The sequence below is a fragment of the Pseudomonas sp. 21LCFQ02 genome (assembly GCF_024129895.2).
GTDB lineage: Bacteria > Pseudomonadota > Gammaproteobacteria > Pseudomonadales > Pseudomonadaceae > Aquipseudomonas.
In genome coordinates this window covers 1,134,423-1,150,977 of sequence record NZ_CM178749.1, presented here as the reverse complement: position 1 = coordinate 1,150,977, position 16,555 = coordinate 1,134,423, and the positions used below count along the sequence as shown (strand labels likewise).

The window sequence follows — 16,555 nt, the reverse complement described above, 5'->3', positions numbered from 1 at the left end:
CTCATGCAGCAATTACCCGATCTGCGAAGTCCAAGCTGCATCCCCCGTTCTGTCAGGAGAGCCCGGATGCCGCAGTCCTGCTCCATCGAAAGCGCGATCGACCATGTGCTGGCCACCTTGCCTGCGCACATTCATCTGGGCATGCCGCTGGGCCTGGGCAAACCCAATCGCTTCGTCAATGCGCTGTATGCGCGCATCCGTGACCTGCCCGAGCGGCAACTGACGATCTATACCGCCCTGAGCCTGGGCCGGCCCACGCCGGGCGAAGGCTTGCAGGCGCGCTTTCTCGAACCCTTTCTGGAGCGGGTGTTCGGTGATTACCCGGAGCTGGACTATCTGGCCGACCTGCGCCGTGACCGGCTGCCGGCCAATATCCGTGTCGAGCAGTTTTTCATGCAGCCCGGCAGCCTGCTCGACAGCCAGACGGCGCAGCAGGATTACGTCAGCAGCAACTACAGCCATGCGGCGCGGGATATCAATGCCAAGGGCCTGAACCTGATTGCGCAGCTGGTGGCCCAGGACCCGCAACGGCCTGGCTGCCTGAGCCTGAGTTGCAACCCCGATGTGACCCTCGATCTGCTGCCGATGATCGCCAAACGCCGTACTGCGGGTGAAACCATCCTGGTGCTGGGTCAGGTGCATGCCGACCTGCCCTACATGCCCGGCGACTCGGAACTGGACCTGGCCGCCTTCGACCTGCTGCTCGAAGAGCCGGAAACCACCACGTTGTTCTCCACGCCGAACATGCCGGTGGGTTTTCAGGATCACTTCATCGGCCTGCACGCCAGCACCCTGGTGCGTGACGGCGGCACCTTGCAGATCGGTATCGGTTCGATGGGCGATGCGCTGACCGCTGCCTTGCTCGCCCGTCAGGCGGATAACGCCGGTTACCGACACTTGCTGGCCGACTTGAACATGAGTAACTGGCAAACCCTGATCGACCGCGAAGGCGGCACCGAGCCTTTCGCCAAGGGGCTTTACGGTTGCAGCGAGATGTTCGTCAACGGTCTGCTGGCCCTGGCCGACGCCGGTATCGTGCGGCGCAAGGTCTACACCGACCTTGAGCAACAACGGCTGGCCGACATGGGCATGCTCGATGACAGCCATACAACCGACGGCGTGGTGCTGCATGGCGGGTTCTTTCTCGGGCCGCGCAGCTTCTATGCGCGCCTGAACGAACTGTCGGCCGAACGCCGTGCGCAGTTCAACATGAGCGCAATCAGCTTCATCAACGAGCTGTATGGCAACGAAGAACTCAAGCGCCTGCAACGCCGTGATGCACGATTCATCAACAGCGCGTTCTGCATGACCCTGCTGGGCGCGGCAGTCTCGGACCAACTGGAAGATGGCCGGGTGCTCAGCGGTGTGGGCGGGCAATACAACTTTGTCGCTCAGGCCCACGCGCTGCAAGATGCTCGCTCGATTCTGATCTTGCGCAGTTGGCGCGAGTCCGGTGGCGAGGTCAGTTCCAACCTTGTCTGGTCGTATGGGCATGCGACCATTCCCCGCCACCTGCGCGATATCGTGGTCACGGAATACGGCATCGCTGACCTGCGCGGTCAAACTGATGCCACGGTGATCGAGCGGTTGCTCAATATCTGCGATTCACGCTTCCAGCCCGGCCTGATCGAACAGGCCCAGCGGGCCGGCAAACTGCCTGAAGGCTTTGCCCTGGACCCGCGCTTCACCGACAACACACCCGAGCGGCTCAAGGCCCTGGCGGGCAGTTATCCGCAGTTGTTTGCCGAATACCCGCTGGGCAGCGACTTCGAGCCTGAAGAGCGCGACCTGCTGCGCGCCCTGAACTGGCTCAAGAGCAAATTCAAACTGAGCGAAATCCTGCAACTGGGCAAGGCCGCGCTGGATGCACCCGAGCCCGAGGCGTTCGCTGTGCATCTGCAACGCATGGGTCTGGACCAGCCCGACGGGCTGCTTGAAGAGCTGTATCAGCGGCTGCTACTGGCGGGGTTGCATAACACCCTGGAACGCGTTTGACCTTGTGAGCAGCTTCAACTGCGAAGCTTTCCCGGCTAAAGCCGGTCCTACGGGGCTTCGTGTTTGCTGCGCGACAGCGCGGCGCCGAGGCGGCGGGCGATCGCCTACAACCCGGACATCTTCTGGATCGCGGCTTTGAGCTCGTCGTCGGTGCAATCGGCACAGGTGCCTTTGGCGGGCATGCTGTTGACCCCGCTGATGGCCTTGGCCAGCAAACCATCAAGGCCGCCCTGCTCGTCGGCGCGTTTTTTCCAGGCGGCGGTGTCGCCAATTTTCGGCGCATCCAGCAGGCCGATGGTGTGGCAGGCGGTGCAGTGTTTGGCGATGACGTCGTCTGCCGACTTGCCCGCACCGCCGCCCGCCGCCGCGATCACGTTCACGCCCACGCATTGCTGGCCCTGCACGCAAACCTTGCCGACCGGCTCCAGCCGTTTGGCGATCTCTTCGTTGGATGCCGCCTGCAGGCCGATGGGCGCCAGGCTCAGCACAGTGGCCAGTACCAGGCCGATTGTTGTCAGGTTCACGCGTTCACCCTCATGGTGGCAGGTCAGGCTCGCCATTACGGTTAACGGCTGTGCGAGCAGGCGAAAAGTATAACGACGCGCCTGTTCGCCCGAAACGCCCCTACATCGCGAAGGGGTATTACCATTGTCTTAGGTCAATAAACCGGCAAGCCCCCGATAAACGGGGCTCGCAGAGGTGTTATCAAAAATTGGCGGGGGTGGCTGCGCTGATTAGTCGCGCCGGTACATCGAAGGGATTACGGAAACGGTGCGCGCGGGTGCTCTCGAAGTAATAGCTGTCGCCGACTTCCAACAGGTAGGTGTCGTTGCCGACGATCAGCTCCAGGCGGCCTTCGATGAGGATGCCGGTCTCTTCGCCTTCGTGAACCAGCATTTCTTCGCCAGTGTCGGCGCCGGGCGGATAGGTTTCGGTCAGGAAGGCGATGGCCCGGCCCTGATGCGACTTGCCCACCAGTTTCATGGTCACCGCGCCGTCGGAGATATCCAGCAGTTCGCCGGGCTTGTACACCACTTTGCTGGTGTTCTCCGGGGCCAGCTCTTCGGAAAAGAACTCGACCATGGACATCGGAATGCCGCCGAGCACCTTGCGCAGCGAACTGATCGAGGGGCTGACGCTGTTCTTCTCGATCATGGAAATGGTGCTGTTGGTCACACCCGCCCGTTTGGCCAGTTCACGCTGGGACAAGCCCTTGAGCTTACGGATGTATTGCAGTCGCTCACCGACGTCCAATTCGGCAGTCCTCCAGGTTCGGAGGCTTGGTACGAATGCGCGTCGCGGGGGGATGACAGGGACCAGGCTAGCCCGTCGCCACCTGGGCATCACCCGACATCGGGCAACTGCTTCGTTGCTGCACGATCTCTTCGGATCGTCTTCAATCGCAGCATGATCGACGCGCAGACAAGCTCGTACAAAGCCTGAGGTTAAAGTCGAGACCGGGGCATGATGGCAACAGCGTTTGATATTTACAACAAGCAGGCGGTTTTGCCGCCTGGGTTCAGCTTTCGCTGTACTGACGCGGGACGCGCTTGAGGTTGCAGAACAACTGGTAAGGAATGGTCCCGGCATGCGCCGCCACGGCGCTGGCCGACAGGTTTGGCCCCCAGAACTCGACGTGGCTGCCGAGCCCGGCTGCGGGCAGGTCGGTGAGCTCGACGCACAGCATGTCCATCGATACCCGGCCCACCAGGCGTGCGGCCTGGCCGTCGATGATGACCGGCGTGCCGGTCGGTGCATGGCGCGGGTAACCATCGGCATACCCCATCGCCACCACGCCAATCCGGCTCGGCCGATCAGTGATCCAGGACGCGCCATAGCCCACTGGCTCACCGGCCGGCAGCTCACGGACGCTGATGACTTTCGACTCCAGGGTCATCACCGCCTGCAACTGATCGGCCAACGGGTGTGCCTGCTCGAACGGTGTGGCGCCGTAAAGCATGATCCCCGGCCGTACCCAGTCGCTGTTGATCTGTGGCCAGCCGAGCAGTGCCGGCGAGTTGTTCAGGCTGGTCAGGGCCTTGAGTCCCTGACGGGCGGCCTCGAACACCGCCAGTTGTTCTGCGCTGCGCGGGCAGTCCAGCTCGTCAGCGCGGGCGAAGTGGCTCATCAGCACAATGTCCGCCACCTTGCCGCTGGCCAGCAGGCGCTGGTAGGCGACCTGGTAATCGGCCGGGAACAAGCCGACCCGGTGCATGCCGCTGTCGAGCTTGAGCCACAGGGTCAGCGGCTTGCCCACCGCTGTACGCTCGATGGCCTCAATCTGCCACTGGGAATGCACCACGCACCAGAAGTCATGCTCGACGATCAGGTCCAGTTCCTGAGCCTCGAAAAAACCTTCCAGCAACAGAATCGGCCCACGGACACCGGCTGCCCGTAGCTCCAGGGCTTCTTCGATACAGGCCACGGCAAAGCCATCGGCCTCGGCTTGCAGCGCCTGAGCGACGCGCACTGCACCGTGCCCGTAGGCATCGGCCTTGATCACGGCGAGCGCCCTGGCACCAGAGTGCTGGCGCGCCAGCCGGTAGTTGTGGCGCAGGGCGTTGAGGTCAATCAGGGCACGGGCTGGACGCATGGCTCATCTTTCTTATGGGGTGAATCGAGAAAACCGGTTTGCAGCGAATTACTGATGGGCCGGGGTCGGGTGCCCATGCTTGGCGGCCTCCGTGGCCTTGCCGTAGCGGGAAATATCCAGACCTGCGGCGCTGATCTGCGGTGTCTTGCGGGCGATCAAATCCGCCAGCAGACGACCGGAACCACAGGCCATGGTCCAGCCCAGCGTTCCGTGGCCGGTATTGAGGAACAGGTTGCGATACGGGGTGGCACCGACAATCGGCGTACCATCCGGGGTGGTCGGGCGCAGGCCGGTCCAGAAACTGGCCTGGCTCAGATCGCCGCCCAGAGGATAGAGATCACCGACGATCATCTCCAGTGTTTCGCGCCGACGCGGGTTGAGCGACAGGTCAAAACCGGCAATTTCTGCCATGCCGCCAACGCGGATACGGTTGTCGAACCGGGTGATCGCAACCTTGTAGGTCTCGTCGAGAATCGTCGAGGTCGGCGCCATCTCGCCACGGGTGATCGGCACAGTCAGCGAGTAGCCCTTGAGCGGATACACCGGTGCCTTGATGCCCAGTGGCTTGAGCAACTGCGGCGAGTAGCTGCCCAGCGCCAGCACGTAACGGTCAGCGGTTTCCAGCTTGCCGTCGATCCACACACCATTGATACGGTCGCCGGCAAAGTCGATGCGCTCGATGTTCTGGCCGTAGCGGAATTCCACCCCCAGGTTTACGGCCATTTCGGCCAGGCGGGTGGTGAATAGCTGGCAGTCGCCGGTCTGATCATTGGGCAGCCGCAGCGCGCCGCTGAGTTTGCCAACCACCCCGGCCAGCGCTGGCTCGACCCGGGCGATACCGTCGCGGTCAAGCAGCTCGTACGGCACACCGGACTGCTCCAGGACGGCGATGTCCTTGGCCGCGTTGTCCAGTTGCGCCTGGGTACGGAACAACTGGGTGGTGCCCAATTGCCGTGCTTCATAGGCAATACCGGTTTCGGCGCGCAGCTCATCGAGGCAGTCGCGGCTGTATTCGGACAAGCGCACCATGCGCTCTTTGTTCACCGCATAGCGGCTGGCGGTGCAGTTGCGCAGCATCTGCGCCATCCACAGGTACTGGTCGATTTGCGCGGTGGCCTTGATTGCCAATGGCGCGTGGCGCTCCAGCAGCCACTTGATGGCCTTGAGCGGCACACCGGGCGCAGCCCACGGCGAGGCGTAACCGGGTGAGACCTGACCGGCATTGGCGAAGCTGGTTTCCATGGCCACTGCCGGCTGACGGTCGACCACGGTCACCTGAAAGCCTTCGCGGGCCAGATAGTAGGCACTGGTCGTACCAATCACACCACTGCCGAGAACCAGAACGCGCATGTTGATTACCTCATCGCGGATAGCCGCTGACGTTGTGCAGAATGAGTAAGAGATGTGCGCAGTATAAGAAGGTTCAGGCAGTGCTTTTCACTGTATAAAAAGCTATATTCGAGGCGTTTTCTTGGCAAACGGCGCTTAGGCAGAGGGAGATTACCCATGCGCACCCAGCACCAGTCGAAGCGTGAGCTGGACAAGATCGATCGCAATATCCTGCGCATCCTGCAGGCTGATGGACGCATCTCTTTCACGGAGCTGGGCGAACGGGTCGGGTTGTCTACCACGCCCTGCACCGAACGGGTCCGGCGTCTGGAGCGCGAAGGCATCATCATGGGCTACAACGCCCGCCTCAACCCGCAGACCCTCAAGGCCAGCCTGCTGGTGTTCGTCGAGATCAGCCTGGACTACAAGTCCGGCGACACCTTCGATGAGTTCCGCCGCGCGATCCTCAAGCTGCCCCATGTGCTGGAGTGTCACCTGGTGTCAGGGGACTTCGACTACCTGGTCAAGGCGCGCATCTCGGAGATGGCCTCGTACCGCAAGCTGCTGGGCGACATCCTGCTCAAACTCCCGCATGTGCGCGAGTCCAAGAGCTATATCGTGATGGAAGAAGTCAAAGAAAGCCTCAGCCTGCCGATTGCGGATTGACCCCATACCCCGTAGGACCGGCTTTAGCCGGGAAGGCAGCCCGTAGGAGCTGCTTTAGCAGCGAAGGCAGCCGCTATAGCTTCGCCGCTAAAGCGGCTCCTACGGGGTAATTCGGGCTCAGACCAGCACCTGACGGTTGGCCGCCATCCAGGCATGAATCTGTTTTTCGGTCTGTGGGTGGATCATTTCCACCGGGCGTTGGCCATTGGGGCATGGCAGGCGCGGTGTGGTGCCGAACAGCCGGCAGATCAGCGGACGCTCGTCGTACACGGTGCAGCCATCGGGCCCCAGGTGCACGCAGTTCAGCTCATCGAGCGCAGCCTGTTGCTCGGCAGCGCTTTTGCGCGGCAGGCGGGACATTTCTTCCGGCGAGGTGGTTACCGGCCCACAACAGTCATGACAACCGGGTATACAGTCGAAGGAAGGAATCTGGCGCCGTAGGGTACGGATTTTTTCACGGTTACAGCTCATCAACTCTGTTCTCTGACATAACGCGGCGATTGTGCCGCAGTTGGCAGGCACTGGACACCGTCTTATCCTCGTCGCTGTCTGCGAATTCACCAGGAAGCCCCATGACCCAGCACGCCAACTCTTACTACAACGCCAGCAGCCATCCACAGCCGGACTACCCAAGGCTGCAAGGTGAACTGAAGGTCGATGTATGCGTGGTCGGTGGTGGGTTTTCGGGGCTCAATACCGCCATCGAGCTGGCCGAACGGGGCTTGAGTGTGGCGTTGCTGGAAGCACGAAAAATCGGCTGGGGCGCCAGCGGGCGCAATGGCGGGCAGTTGATTCGCGGTGTCGGCCATGGTCTTGAGCAGTTCACGTCGGTGATCGGCAGCGAAGGTGTGCACCAGCTCAAGCTGCTGGGCTTTGAAGCTGTGGAAATCGTCCGTCAGCGTATCGAGCGGCACAACATCCAGTGCGATCTGAAATGGGGCTATTGCGACCTGGCCAACAAGCCCGCCGACCTGCAAGGCTTTGCCGAAGACCTCGAAGAGCTGCGCAGCCTGGGCTACCGCCATGAACTGCAACTGCTGCAACCGGGGCAGATGCGCAGCGTGGTGGGTTCTGATCAGTACGTCGGTGGTTTGATCGACATGGGCTCGGGGCACCTGCACCCGCTCAATCTGGCGCTGGGTGAAGCCGCTGTGGCGCAGTCTCTGGGCGTGCAGCTGTTCGAGCAGTCACAGGTCACGCGTATCGACTACGGCCCGCGGGTCAAGGTCCACACCGCTCAGGGCCAGGTGCAGGCACAGTTTCTGGTGCTGGGCTGCAACGCTTACCTCAATGACTTGAACCCGGAGCTGGGCGGCAAGGTGTTACCTGCCGGCAGCTACATCATCGCCACCGAACCGCTGAGTGAAGAACAGGCTCGTCAGTTGCTGCCGCAAGACATGGCGGTGTGTGACCAGCGGGTGGCGCTGGACTATTACCGGCTGTCCGCCGACCGCCGCCTGCTGTTCGGCGGCGCCTGTCATTACTCAGGCCGTGACCCGCAGGACATCGCGGGCTACATGCGCCCCAAGATGCTCAAGGTGTTCCCGCAACTGGCCAATGTGCGCATTGATTATCAATGGGGCGGGATGATCGGCATCGGCGCCAACCGCCTGCCGCAGATCGGCCGCCTCAAACAGCACCCCAATGTGTTTTATGCCCAGGCCTATTCCGGTCACGGCCTCAACGCCACGCACCTGGCCGGCCGGCTATTGGCCGAAGCCGTCGCCGGCCAGCACAGTGCGGGCTTTGAACTGTTCGCCAAAGTGCCGCATATCACCTTCCCTGGCGGCAAACACTTGCGTTCGCCGCTGCTGGCGCTGGGCATGCTCTGGCATCGGCTCAAAGAGTTGGTCTGACGGGCAGTCAGGCGCGCCAGAACGGTTTGCCGGCTTCGATACACGCCTGGGAATAGTCCAGACCGATGTCGCGCAGTTCGTCATCGGTGAGTTCCAGCAGCGCGCGGCGTGAGGTCCGGCGATGACGATACAGTGCCCAGCGGCTGACCGCCGGACTTGCCTCTGTATGGGTGACAGTGCGCGAGCCGCTATTGACCTGCGGCTGCGTTTGCCGCTGGCTGCCTGGTAAAGCCGATTGCACATCTGTGAAGCTGTTCATCTTCGCTCGCTCCCTGGTGGATTGCCGTAAGCGAATGATGAGCGCAATCCGCAGGACGATACAGATTCAAAAAAAGCTTATATTTTCCATACAGAGTCCTTGTATTAGTCACTGAATGCTTTATTTTCGGCCTATCTGTATTGCTATCGCCTTTCGTTCTGCCGGGAGTACGCCATGACCCTGTACGTCAACCTTGCCGAGTTGTTGGGGACGCGCATCGAAAACGGCTTCTATCGCCCCGGCGACCGGCTGCCTTCGGTGCGTGCCTTGAGCATCGAGCACGGGGTGAGCCTGAGCACCGTGCAGCAAGCTTATCGGGTGCTGGAAGACAGCGGCCTGGCGACGCCGAAGCCCAAGTCTGGCTATTTCGTGCCCATCAGCCGCAAGGCACCGGCGCTGCCGGTGGTGGGGCGGCCGGTGCAGCGGCCTGTGGATATCTCCCAGTGGGAGCAGGTGCTGGACATGATCCGGGTGTCGCCCGCCGAGGGTTTGACCCAGCTGGGGCGTGGCATGCCGGACGTCAACAGCCCGACCCTCAAGCCGTTGCTGCGTGCCATGGGCCAGCTCAGCCGCCATCAGGACATGCCCGGTCTGTACTACGACAACATCCTCGGTGTGCAGGCGCTGCGCGAGCAGATTGCCCGGCTGTTGCTCGACTCCGGCTGCCAGTTGAATGCCAGTGACCTGCTGATCACCAGTGGCTGCCATGAAGCGCTGAGCGCCTGCATCCGTGCGTTGTGCGCGCCCGGTGATATCGTCGCGGTGGACTCGCCGAGCTTTTTCGGTGTCATGCAGACCCTCAAGGGGCTGGGCATGAAAGCGCTGGAGATCCCCACCGATCCATTGACCGGCATCAGCCTCGAAGCCCTGGAGCTGGCCCTGGAGCAGTGGCCGATCAAGGCCATCCAGTTAACGCCCAGTTGCAATAACCCGCTGGGTTACGTGATGCCCGAGGAGCGCAAGCGCGCCTTGTTGCGGCTGGCCCAGCGCTTCGACGTGCCGATCATCGAGGATGACGTGTACGGCGACCTGGCTTTCAGTTACCCACGCCCGCGCACCATCAAGTCATTCGACGAAGACGGCCGCGTGCTGCTGTGCAGCTCATTCTCCAAAACCCTGGCGCCCGGCCTGCGGGTCGGCTGGGTCGCGCCGGGGCGTTATCTGGAGCGAGTGCTGCACATGAAGTACATCGGCACTGGCTCCACCGCGCCGCAGCCGCAACTGGCGATCAGCGAATTCCTGCAGGGCGGGCACTTTGAACCGCACCTGCGGCGCATGCGCAGCCAGTATCAGCGCAACCGCGACCAGATGCTCGACTGGGTGCTGCGCTACTTCCCTGAAGGCACCCGTGCCAGCCGTCCGCAGGGCGGCTTCATGCTGTGGGTCGAACTGGCCGAGGACTTCGACACGGTGCGCTTGAACCGCGCCCTGCTGGAGCACAAGGTCCAGATCGCCGTGGGCAGTATCTTTTCTGCCTCCGGCAAGTACCGCAATTGCCTGCGCCTGAACTTCGCCGTGCGCCCGACGCCGCGTATCGAGGCGGCGGTGCGCACGGTGGGTGAGGTGATCAAGCAGTTATTGGCACAGGCCTGCTAATTTTAGCGGCGTGGTGCGGTCATATCGCCAAATCGATCCTGCGGGCAGCGCATCTTGAACAAATCATGGTTTGTGCCTTTTTTGCTGGCAGCGGCGCTGGGCCTGAGCGGCTGTGCGCAGCGCACCGTGCACGACGAACCCAGCCAGGCGTTGCCTGCTGAACAGTCGAGCTTCGGCCGCAGCATTCAGGCCCTGGCCCAGCCCCACGAAGGGCGTTCGGGCTTTCGGCTGCTGTCCAACAGCACAGAGGCGTTCAGCGCCCGTGCCGAGCTGATTCGCATGGCCCGCACCAGCCTGGACCTGCAGTACTACATCGTCCACGACGGCCTGAGCACCCGTGCGCTGGTCGAGGAACTGCTGCAGGCCGCCGACCGCGGCGTGCGCATTCGCATCCTGCTCGACGACACCACCAGCGACGGTCAGGACCAGGCCATCGCCACCCTGGCCGCCCACCCGCACATCCAGATCCGCCTGTTCAACCCGCAAGCGCTGGGCCGCGAAACCGGCGTGACCCGCAGCGTCGGCCGGCTCATGAACCTGTCGCGCCAGCACCGGCGCATGCACAACAAACTGTGGCTGGCCGACAACAGCGTGGGCATCGTGGGCGGGCGCAATCTGGGTGACGAGTACTTCGATGCCGAGCCGAACCTGAACTTCACCGATATCGACCTGCTGGCCGCAGGACCGGTGGCGCAGCAGCTCGGGCACAGCTTCGACCAGTACTGGAACAGCACCCTGAGCAAGCCGATCAACCATTTCATGTACTTCCTGCCCGGCCACCATGACCTGAGCAAGGCCCGGCGCCGTCTGGCCAGTTCTCTGGAGCAGGCGCACCAGCAGCACAAGGCGCTCTATGAGCGGCTGCTGAGCTACCGGCAACAACCCATGCTGCCCACCTGGCTCAAGCAACTGACCTGGGCGCACAACCAGGTGTTGTGGGACGCACCGACCAAAGTCCTGGCCCAGGGCGAACCCGACCCGCACCTGCTGCTCACCACCCAGCTCGCGCCTGAGTTGCGCAACGTCAAACAGGAGTTGATGCTGATCTCGGCCTATTTCGTTCCCGGCCAGGCCGGGCTGGTCTACCTCACCGGGCGCTCGGACGCCGGCGTGGCGGTCAGCCTGTTGACCAACTCGCTGCAAGCGACCGATGTGCCCGCCGTACACGGCGGCTACGCGCCGTATCGCAAGGCTTTGCTGCAGCACGGGGTGAAGTTGTTTGAAATGCGTCGCCAGCCCGGCGACCCGTCGACCTACAGCCAGTCACGGCTGTTCGCCAGGCCGTCGCTGCTGACCAGCGGCTCAGACTCCAGCCTGCACAGCAAAGCGATGATTTTCGACCGGCAGAAGCTGTTCGTCGGCTCATTCAACTTCGACCCGCGCTCGGTGTTGTGGAACACCGAAATCGGCATCCTGGTCGACAGCCCGCCGCTGGCCGAACAACTGCGTGAGCTGACCCTGGAAGGGATGTCGCCGCAGCGCAGCTACCAGGTCAGGCTGCAAAACGACGAACTGGTGTGGGTAACCGAAGACAACGGCCAGATCCACACCCTGGACAAGGAACCGGGCGACTGGTGGCGGCGCTTCAATGCCTGGATGAGCAAGGCCATCGGCCTGGAGCGGATGCTGTAGGAGCGACCGGTTTTACTTGCCCTGTCGCGAGTAGAACTCCCTCCCACAGGTTCAGCCCAAGGCGAGAAATTTGTGTAATCCGCCTTAACTGATCGGCATTGGTCCTATGGGTTACGTGTTTGCCGTGCAATAGCGGCGCGGTTTCAGGCTTTCGCTGGCGCTGCACCAAACGCGCCCTGACGCAGCAGCAACACCACCAGCCCGAACGCGCCAGCGGCCATCAGCCACGGCAATGAGTGCCCGCTGACCCACTGGCTGCCAGCACCGGCCGCCAGCGGCCCGAGCAGGCAGCCAATGCCCCACAGCTGTGCCACGTGGGCATTGGCGCGCACCAGTGCATCGTCGCGAAAGCGCTCGCCGATCAGAATCAGCGACAGGGTGAACAACCCGCCGGCGCTGGCCCCGAACAACACCCACAGCGGCCAGATAAACACCGTATGGATAAATACCGGCACCAGCAGGCTCGACACCAGCAACATCAACGCGCAGCCGGTGAACAGGCCGCGGCGCGACAGGCGGTCGGCGAGCATGCCGATCGGCAGTTGCAGCAAGGCATCGCCCACGACCACGACGCTGACCATCATCAGCGCCACTTCGGCCGTGAAGCCCTGACGCAGGCAGTACACCGGCAGCAGGGTCAGGATCATTGCCTCGAAGGCGGCGAACAGCGACACCGCCCAGGCAATCGCCGGCAACTTGCGGCAAAAACCGATCAGGTCCTTGAAGCCGACATGGCATGCCTCGGTACTGGGGGCGCCGCCGCGGCCCAGCAACAGCAGCGGCGAGCCAAGCAGCAACACCACGCCGATCCAGAAGCCGTAGTCGGCCTCGGTGCCGATCCAGCCAAGCAGCAAAGGTCCGCTTAGCTGGCTAAGCGCGTAGGTGCAGCCATACAGGGCCACCAGTCGCCCGCGCAAGCGCTCGATCACCAACTGGTTGATCCAGCTCTCGCCCAGTACGAAGACAATGGTCAGGATCATGCCGATCATCAGGCGCAGCAGCAGCCACACCGGGTAATACGGCAACAGTGCCAGCAGGCCGACCGACAAGGCGCCGGCCCACAGGCACACCCGCATCAACTGGGGCGTGCCCAGCCGGGCGGCCAGGCGGCTGGCCAGTCCCGCACCCACCAGCACGCCGATGGCCGGCATGGCGGCCATGACGCCAATGGCGAAGCTGCCATAGCCCCAGCTCTCCAGGCGCAGCGACACCAGCGGCATGCTGACGCCCACCGCCAGACCGACACTCAGCACTGAGGCCAGTACGGCGAAATAGGTACCCCAAGGCATTGCAAAGACTCCAGATCATTCAGCGGCGCGAATGATCACATGATACGGACCCGCAGGAGCGGATTTATCCGCGAAGACCACAAGGACTTCGTAGCTAAAGCGGCTCCTGCAATGCCCTGTGCGTGCTGGACGCCAGCAACAGGCACTGTATTTAAAGCTTGATCCAGGTCGATTTCAGCTCGGTGTACTTGTCGAACGCATGCAGCGACTTGTCGCGGCCGTTACCCGATTGCTTGAAGCCACCGAACGGTGCGGTCATGTCGCCGCCGTCGTACTGGTTGACCCATACGCTACCGGCGCGCAGTGCCTTGGCGGTCAGGTGGGCCTTGGACAGGTCGGCGGTCCACACCGCAGCAGCCAGGCCGTACTGGGTGTCGTTGGCAATGCCGATTGCCTCCTCGGCGCTGTCGAAGGTCAGCACCGACAGCACCGGACCGAAGATTTCTTCCTGGGCGATCTTCATGGCGTTGTTCACGCCGTCGAAGATGGTCGGCTCCACGTAAGTGCCGCCGGTTTCTTCCAGGATGCGCTTGCCGCCGCTCACCAGTGTGGCGCCATCGGCCTTGCCGGCCTCGATGTAGGACAGCACCGTGTTCAACTGCTGGGTATCGACCAGCGCGCCGATCGTGGTGGCCGGGTCCAGCGGGTTGCCCGGTTTCCAGCCTTTGAGCGCCTCTATCACCAGCGGCAGGAACTGGTCCTTGATCGAGCGCTCGACCAGCAAGCGTGAACCGGCCGTGCAGACCTCGCCCTGGTTGAAGGCGATGGCGCTGGCGGCGGCTTCGGCAGCGGCCTGCAGGTTCGGCGCGTCGGCAAACACGATGTTCGGGCTCTTGCCGCCGGCTTCCAGCCAGACCCGCTTCATGTTCGATTCGCCGGCATAGACCATCAACTGCTTGGCAATCTTGGTCGAGCCGGTAAACACCACGGTGTCGACGTCCATGTGCAGCGCCAATGCCTTGCCCACGGTGTGCCCGTAGCCTGGCAGGACGTTGAGCACGCCCGCCGGGATACCGGCCTCGACCGCCAGTTGCGCGATGCGAATGGCCGTCAGCGGCGATTTTTCCGATGGTTTGAGCACCACCGAGTTACCGGTGGACAGCGCAGGCCCCAGTTTCCAGCAGGCCATCATCAGCGGGAAATTCCACGGCACGATGGCCGCCACCACGCCCACCGCTTCGCGGGTCACCAGGCCCAGTTGGTCATGCGGGGTGGCCGCAACCTCGTCATACAGTTTGTCGATCGCCTCGCCGCTCCAGCTCAGTGCCTGGGCAGCGCCGGGTACGTCGATTTTCAATGAGTCGTTGATCGGCTTGCCCATGTCGAGGGTTTCGAGCAGTGCCAGCTCTTCGACATTCTGGCGCAGCAGGCCGGCGAAACGGATCATGGTGGCCTTGCGCTTGGCCGGTGCCATGCGCGACCAGGTGCCGGCTTCAAACACCTTGCGCGCGCTGTCGACGGCCTTTTGGGCGTCAACCTCGTCACAACTGGCAACCTTGGCCAGCAGCCGTCCATCGACCGGGCTGATACAGTCGAACGTGGCGCCGCCAGCGGCATCGGTGTACTGGCCCTGGATAAAGGCCCGGCCTTCGATCTTCAGGTCGCGGGCACGTTGTTGCCAGTCAGCAAGAGTCAGGGTGGTCATACGCATGTCCTCTTCATGGTCGATGATGGTCAGCTAGGGATAGCCGAAAATACCCACCACCCTAAACCAGCCATCAGACAAAACCAATATATTTGACAAACTGTGCTCTGGCTGTGAGTTATGTTGAATTTATTGAACGAATCTCGACAGCCAGAACCGCTCAGGCTGTACTGGCTCAAACCGGTATCATCTTTCATCACAGGGGACTTGCATGGACATTCAAAGCATCGTCGACTTCAGCGAAGCCGGCACCCAGCCTGAGCGCTACCGCCCCGCGCCGCCAAAGATCCTCAAGGGCGACCCGCAACAGACGGTCTACAACCATTACGACAGCCCGTGCAGCCAGTTCAGCGCCGGGGTCTGGGAAGGTGAGCCGGGCCAATGGGCGGTGAGCTACACCGAGCATGAATACTGCGAGATCGTCCACGGGGTGTCTGTGCTGCGCGATGAGCAAGGGCAGGGCAAGACTTTGCGCGCCGGTGATCGCTTCGTGATTCCGGCGGGCTTCAAGGGCACCTGGGAGGTGCTGGAAAGCTGCCGCAAGATTTATGTGATCTTCGAGGCGAAAATATAATTATGTAACGCCACGCCCGACCCTCTGCGAACGATGCTGTCACCTGCATCGCCAGCCGGCCGATATGCCCCCTCTCCCTCGGCAGGCCGGTTGGTGGTGCACCCAGCCAATCTCGCAAAGGACGATGAGATGACCAACCAAGAAATCCCCCAAGAACTGCACTACCTCATCGGCACGCGCTATGTACCGGCGCTGTGCGCCTATGTCAGCGAACTGACCGACCGCGGCCGCGTGCACGGGCCGAACGACATCACCACCCGCGAATTCGACCTGGGCCGCATCACCATCGTCATCGATCATGCGCACCGGGTCAGCGGCTTCAGCTTCGGCTGATACCCCGGTCACGAAAACGAAAAAGGCCCGTATCTCGCGATACGGGCCTTTTTCTTGGAAGCCGGATCAATTACTTGATCTTGCCTTCCTTGTAGATCACGTGCTTGCGCACAACAGGATCGTACTTCTTGATCTCGATCTTGTCGGGAGTAGTACGCTTGTTTTTGTCGGTAGTGTAAAAGTGACCAGTACCGGCGCTCGAAATCAAACGAATCAATTCACGCATGATCAGTCTCCTTAAACCTTGCCATCGCGGCGCAGATCAGCCAGAACGGCCTCAATGCCACGCTTGTCGATGATACGCATGCCCTTGGCGGAAACGCGCAGACGGACAAAACGCTTCTCGCTTTCAACCCAGAAGCGGTGATGCTGCAGGTTTGGCAGGAAACGACGACGGGTTTTGTTGTTTGCGTGGGAAATGTTATTCCCGGTTACCGGACCCTTACCGGTAACTTGACAGACTCTCGACATGCCTCAGCCCTCTAAAACCACATGCCCAACCCGGCATGGGTTGGCCGCTTATCTCTCAGTCATTTGGCGCCTGGGCGCCGCGTTTCTTCAAGGGTCTTACCGGCTACAGCAGATGAGCAAGAAACCGGGCCCTAGAAAAGAGCGCTGCTTTATACCAGAAACCCACAAGAGCAACAACAAGCAAAGCAGTTCGCCGTGGATTTACCCAGGCTTCGTCGCGCCCTGGCTAGGGCAACAGCGGCTGACCATTCGTCGCCGCGCCGCGATTGTTCTGTGCAGGTACATCGTCTAGGGTAAAGGCCTCACCAGACTGCACC

The 16,555-nt window shown here is 62.1% G+C and carries 17 protein-coding genes; 7 read left to right on the top strand and 10 right to left on the bottom strand.

All coding sequences use genetic code 11. The features are described 5' to 3' along the window. The first annotated feature begins 66 nt into the window (after window positions 1-66). The gene (locus tag NJC40_RS05440) at window positions 67-1,995 is read left to right on the top strand and encodes an acetyl-CoA hydrolase/transferase C-terminal domain-containing protein (RefSeq protein ID WP_253139836.1); all 1,929 of its coding nucleotides are present in this window, start codon (window positions 67-69) and stop codon (window positions 1,993-1,995) included. Window positions 1,996-2,099: 104 nt separating this feature from the next. Here NJC40_RS05440 and NJC40_RS05435 read toward each other — a convergent pair whose 3' ends face one another. The 4 genes from NJC40_RS05435 to dadA form a co-directional block, all read right to left on the bottom strand. Continuing rightward, a complete protein-coding gene (locus NJC40_RS05435) occupies window positions 2,100-2,555 on the bottom strand; it encodes a c-type cytochrome (RefSeq protein ID WP_253139838.1) in 456 nt (151 codons plus the stop codon). Between the two features lie 145 nt (window positions 2,556-2,700). Further along, window positions 2,701-3,249 (bottom strand): cupin domain-containing protein, encoded by a 549-nt coding sequence (locus NJC40_RS05430; RefSeq protein ID WP_253113916.1) that lies wholly within the window; start codon window positions 3,247-3,249, stop codon window positions 2,701-2,703. A 265-nt stretch (window positions 3,250-3,514) separates the two neighbouring features. Beyond that, window positions 3,515-4,588: an alanine racemase gene (gene alr, locus NJC40_RS05425; protein ID WP_253139840.1), complete on the bottom strand. Its 1,074-nt coding sequence runs from the start codon at window positions 4,586-4,588 to the stop codon at window positions 3,515-3,517. Window positions 4,589-4,636: 48 nt separating this feature from the next. After that, window positions 4,637-5,938, bottom strand: a complete 1,302-nt coding sequence (dadA, locus tag NJC40_RS05420; protein ID WP_253139841.1) for a D-amino acid dehydrogenase — start codon at window positions 5,936-5,938, stop codon at window positions 4,637-4,639. Window positions 5,939-6,094: 156 nt separating this feature from the next. Between dadA and NJC40_RS05415 the strand changes: the two genes are divergently transcribed. Further along, window positions 6,095-6,583 (top strand): Lrp/AsnC ligand binding domain-containing protein, encoded by a 489-nt coding sequence (locus NJC40_RS05415; RefSeq protein WP_045485096.1) that lies wholly within the window; start codon window positions 6,095-6,097, stop codon window positions 6,581-6,583. Window positions 6,584-6,700: 117 nt separating this feature from the next. Here NJC40_RS05415 and NJC40_RS05410 read toward each other — a convergent pair whose 3' ends face one another. After that, window positions 6,701-7,054, bottom strand: a complete 354-nt coding sequence (locus tag NJC40_RS05410) for a YkgJ family cysteine cluster protein (protein ID WP_045485095.1) — start codon at window positions 7,052-7,054, stop codon at window positions 6,701-6,703. Between the two features lie 101 nt (window positions 7,055-7,155). Between NJC40_RS05410 and NJC40_RS05405 the strand changes: the two genes are divergently transcribed. Then, window positions 7,156-8,439 (top strand): NAD(P)/FAD-dependent oxidoreductase, encoded by a 1,284-nt coding sequence (locus NJC40_RS05405; RefSeq protein WP_253139843.1) that lies wholly within the window; start codon window positions 7,156-7,158, stop codon window positions 8,437-8,439. Between the two features lie 7 nt (window positions 8,440-8,446). Here NJC40_RS05405 and NJC40_RS05400 read toward each other — a convergent pair whose 3' ends face one another. After that, window positions 8,447-8,698, bottom strand: a complete 252-nt coding sequence (locus NJC40_RS05400) for a DUF1127 domain-containing protein (protein WP_045485092.1) — start codon at window positions 8,696-8,698, stop codon at window positions 8,447-8,449. Window positions 8,699-8,872: 174 nt separating this feature from the next. Between NJC40_RS05400 and NJC40_RS05395 the strand changes: the two genes are divergently transcribed. Both NJC40_RS05395 and NJC40_RS05390 read left to right on the top strand, forming a co-directional pair. Next, a complete protein-coding gene (locus NJC40_RS05395; RefSeq protein WP_253139844.1) occupies window positions 8,873-10,294 on the top strand; it encodes an aminotransferase-like domain-containing protein in 1,422 nt (473 codons plus the stop codon). A 54-nt stretch (window positions 10,295-10,348) separates the two neighbouring features. Beyond that, window positions 10,349-11,926, top strand: a complete 1,578-nt coding sequence (locus tag NJC40_RS05390) for a phospholipase D family protein (RefSeq protein ID WP_253139846.1) — start codon at window positions 10,349-10,351, stop codon at window positions 11,924-11,926. Window positions 11,927-12,069: 143 nt separating this feature from the next. Here the strand turns inward: NJC40_RS05390 and NJC40_RS05385 are convergent, their stop codons facing one another. Together NJC40_RS05385 and NJC40_RS05380 are read right to left on the bottom strand one after the other, a co-directional pair. After that, window positions 12,070-13,215 carry an MFS transporter gene (locus NJC40_RS05385; RefSeq protein WP_253139848.1) on the bottom strand — a complete coding sequence of 382 codons (1,146 nt, stop codon included), beginning with the start codon at window positions 13,213-13,215 and terminating at the stop codon, window positions 12,070-12,072. A 151-nt stretch (window positions 13,216-13,366) separates the two neighbouring features. Further along, window positions 13,367-14,860, bottom strand: coding sequence for an aldehyde dehydrogenase (locus NJC40_RS05380; RefSeq protein ID WP_253139849.1), 1,494 nt, complete (start codon window positions 14,858-14,860; stop codon window positions 13,367-13,369). A gap of 211 nt (window positions 14,861-15,071) precedes the next feature. On the opposite strand from NJC40_RS05380, the gene NJC40_RS05375 reads away from it, so the two are divergent. Further along, window positions 15,072-15,434 carry a cupin domain-containing protein gene (locus tag NJC40_RS05375; RefSeq protein ID WP_045485084.1) on the top strand — a complete coding sequence of 121 codons (363 nt, stop codon included), beginning with the start codon at window positions 15,072-15,074 and terminating at the stop codon, window positions 15,432-15,434. A 129-nt stretch (window positions 15,435-15,563) separates the two neighbouring features. Continuing rightward, window positions 15,564-15,767, top strand: a complete 204-nt coding sequence (locus NJC40_RS05370) for a hypothetical protein (protein WP_253139851.1) — start codon at window positions 15,564-15,566, stop codon at window positions 15,765-15,767. A 70-nt stretch (window positions 15,768-15,837) separates the two neighbouring features. Here NJC40_RS05370 and rpmG read toward each other — a convergent pair whose 3' ends face one another. Together rpmG and rpmB are read right to left on the bottom strand one after the other, a co-directional pair. Continuing rightward, complete coding sequence (gene rpmG, locus NJC40_RS05365; protein ID WP_003177274.1) at window positions 15,838-15,993, bottom strand: 50S ribosomal protein L33; 156 nt, start codon at window positions 15,991-15,993, stop codon at window positions 15,838-15,840. Window positions 15,994-16,004: 11 nt separating this feature from the next. After that, window positions 16,005-16,238 (bottom strand): 50S ribosomal protein L28, encoded by a 234-nt coding sequence (rpmB, locus tag NJC40_RS05360; RefSeq protein WP_045485076.1) that lies wholly within the window; start codon window positions 16,236-16,238, stop codon window positions 16,005-16,007. Between the last annotated feature and the right edge of the window lie 317 nt (window positions 16,239-16,555).

Bases quoted from the DNA above. Each gene is read 5' to 3' on its own strand.
- NJC40_RS05440 (WP_253139836.1), top strand. From the start codon at position 67: ATGCCGCAGTCCTGCTCCATCGAAAGCGCGATCGACCATGTGCTGGCC.
- NJC40_RS05435 (WP_253139838.1), bottom strand. From the start codon at position 2,555: ATGGCGAGCCTGACCTGCCACCATGAGGGTGAACGCGTGAACCTGACA.
- alr (WP_253139840.1), bottom strand. From the start codon at position 4,588: ATGCGTCCAGCCCGTGCCCTGATTGACCTCAACGCCCTGCGCCACAAC.
- dadA (WP_253139841.1), bottom strand. From the start codon at position 5,938: ATGCGCGTTCTGGTTCTCGGCAGTGGTGTGATTGGTACGACCAGTGCC.
- NJC40_RS05415 (WP_045485096.1), top strand. From the start codon at position 6,095: ATGCGCACCCAGCACCAGTCGAAGCGTGAGCTGGACAAGATCGATCGC.
- NJC40_RS05410 (WP_045485095.1), bottom strand. From the start codon at position 7,054: ATGAGCTGTAACCGTGAAAAAATCCGTACCCTACGGCGCCAGATTCCT.
- NJC40_RS05405 (WP_253139843.1), top strand. From the start codon at position 7,156: ATGACCCAGCACGCCAACTCTTACTACAACGCCAGCAGCCATCCACAG.
- NJC40_RS05400 (WP_045485092.1), bottom strand. From the start codon at position 8,698: ATGAACAGCTTCACAGATGTGCAATCGGCTTTACCAGGCAGCCAGCGG.
- NJC40_RS05395 (WP_253139844.1), top strand. From the start codon at position 8,873: ATGACCCTGTACGTCAACCTTGCCGAGTTGTTGGGGACGCGCATCGAA.
- NJC40_RS05385 (WP_253139848.1), bottom strand. From the start codon at position 13,215: ATGCCTTGGGGTACCTATTTCGCCGTACTGGCCTCAGTGCTGAGTGTC.
- NJC40_RS05380 (WP_253139849.1), bottom strand. From the start codon at position 14,860: ATGACCACCCTGACTCTTGCTGACTGGCAACAACGTGCCCGCGACCTG.
- NJC40_RS05375 (WP_045485084.1), top strand. From the start codon at position 15,072: ATGGACATTCAAAGCATCGTCGACTTCAGCGAAGCCGGCACCCAGCCT.
- NJC40_RS05370 (WP_253139851.1), top strand. From the start codon at position 15,564: ATGACCAACCAAGAAATCCCCCAAGAACTGCACTACCTCATCGGCACG.
- rpmG (WP_003177274.1), bottom strand. From the start codon at position 15,993: ATGCGTGAATTGATTCGTTTGATTTCGAGCGCCGGTACTGGTCACTTT.
- rpmB (WP_045485076.1), bottom strand. From the start codon at position 16,238: ATGTCGAGAGTCTGTCAAGTTACCGGTAAGGGTCCGGTAACCGGGAAT.